At 67.0% G+C, this 1,853-nt stretch carries 3 protein-coding genes; all 3 read right to left on the minus strand.

Annotation, left to right across the window (positions count from 1 at the left end):
* Nucleotides 1-1,335 (minus strand): virginiamycin B lyase family protein (locus FKP22_RS29100; RefSeq protein ID WP_141291643.1); only part of this gene is annotated, 1,335 nt, incomplete at its 3' end.
* A gap of 10 nt (nt 1,336-1,345) precedes the next feature.
* Nucleotides 1,346-1,627 carry an acyl carrier protein gene (locus FKP22_RS29105; RefSeq protein WP_141291645.1) on the minus strand — a complete coding sequence of 94 codons (282 nt, stop codon included), beginning with the start codon at nt 1,625-1,627 and terminating at the stop codon, nt 1,346-1,348.
* A gap of 9 nt (nt 1,628-1,636) precedes the next feature.
* Nucleotides 1,637-1,853 (minus strand): hypothetical protein (locus FKP22_RS33025; RefSeq protein ID WP_170201162.1); only part of this gene is annotated, 217 nt, incomplete at its 5' end.

Here is a 1,853-nt window from a genome sequence, read left to right on the forward strand (position 1 = left end):
GGTGCTGGCGCCGCCAATCTTCACCGCCGGGTCGAAGTAGGCGATCTTGTTGCCCATCTGCTGGGTGAACCAGACGCGGCCCTTGGCGTCCACCGCGATGCCGCCGGGCCGGCTGTCGACCGTGGGGATCTTGTACTCGGTGATCTCGCCGGTCGCCAGGTCGAACTTGCCGATCTGGTTGGCATAGACCTCGGTGAACCACAGGTGGCCGTTCTGGTCCGGCACGATCTTGAACGGCGCGGCGAAAGCGGTGGGCAGCGCGTACTCGACGATCTGGTCGCCGACCACCTTGGCCACTTTGTTGCCGACCATCTCGACGAAGTAGATGGTGCCGTCCGGCGCTTCGGCAATGCCGGCGGGGCGGGCCTGCTTGGTCGGGATCTGCAGCCGGTGGAACTGCTGGTCGGCCGGGTCGTACCAGCCGATCTCGTTGGCCACGCGGGCCGTGTACCAGATGCGCCCACGGGTGTCGACGAAGATGGTGCGCGGCTCGGACTCCTTGTCCGGCAACTCGATCTCGGTGATCTTGCCCTTGGCATCGATGTGGCCGATGCGGTTGCCAAAGCGCTCGGCGAACCAGATCTTGCCGCTGGCATCGATGTCCACGCCCAGTGCGTAGCCGCCCGGGGTCGGGATCTGGTGCTCGGTGATGGCGCCGCTGGGGCTGAGCACGCCGATGCGGTTGGTCAGCCGCTCGGTGAAATAAATGTGCCCCTTCTTGTCCATCACCAGCGAATCGACGCCGACCTTGCTGCCGTCTGAATCAGGCGTGGGTGTGGCGTACTCGACGACCCGGCCGTGCTCGTCGATGGACGCGATCTTGTTCTGCGCCGGGATGTCCTCGAAGCCGTAGAAGTCGCCACCGCCTTCGGTGAACCACATGCGGTGGTCCTGGCCCGCAATGATCATGCGCGGCACGCTGCGCATGGTCGGGATGACGAACTCGCGGAAGGCCTTCTGGTACGGGAAGTCCAGCGCCGCGGCGGTGCTGCCGCTCTCGTCGCGCACGGTGACGCGTGCCTTCATGAAGAAGTGGCGGTGGCAGATGTAGTCGTAGACCCCCGGCTTGGCGAACTTGTAGCTCCAGCTCTTGCCGGGCACGATGTCCTGCGAGTAGAGGTTCAGGTCGCCGTCCATCACGATGTGGGCCAGCTCGGGGCCGGTGTTGGACCAGGTCACCGTGTCGCCCACCTTGACCTCCAGGTTGGGCTGGTCGAAGTAGGGCGGTGCGTCCAGCATCGTGATGGTGTGGGTCGCGGCAAAGGCCGAGCCGAGTGCGCTGGCGAGGGCCAGCGGCAGGGCCAGCCGGCACAGCGTGAGGAGGAGCGTGTGCATGGCGGTGGCCCTACTTCGCCAGCAGCTGGTCGACGCGGGCGACGATGTCCGACACGCGCTCCACGCCGAACAGGCTGATGGCCTTGTCGTCCACGCCGAACTCGCGCCGCACCAGCATGCCCAGCTCGACGAACTCGGTCGAGTCGATGCCGAGCTCTCGGTCCAGCTCGTGCACCGGCAGGATGGGGTCGGCGTCGCAGCCCAGGGCCCGGATGGCCTTGATGACGCGATCCGTCGTGCTGATCGTGGCGATCGTGTGGCGCTGGTCCAGCGCTGCGCTCAAGTCGTTCATGTTGGCCTCCTAGAGGGTCAGGGTGAGGATGTCCAGGCACTGGTGGCCGACCGACAGCACCAGCGCGTGGCTGCACTGGGCCTGCAGCAGGCTCTCGCAGGCGACCGCGGCGGCCAGCGCCGCCGAAGCGGCCAGGCTGTCGCCCAGCACGCGGTTGGGAAACATCAGCGTGGCGACGGCCAGGCCGCTGGCGCGCACCGCCTGCTCGATCTCGGCCTCGATGCGG

Origin of the sequence: Ideonella azotifigens (assembly GCF_006519715.1) — a bacterium.
Classification (GTDB): Bacteria; Pseudomonadota; Gammaproteobacteria; order Burkholderiales; family Burkholderiaceae_C; genus Ideonella; species Ideonella azotifigens.

Coding starts and splice junctions, on each gene's coding strand:
- FKP22_RS29105 (WP_141291645.1), bottom strand. CDS start 1,627: ATGAACGACTTGAGCGCAGCGCTGGACCAGCGCCACACGATCGCCACG.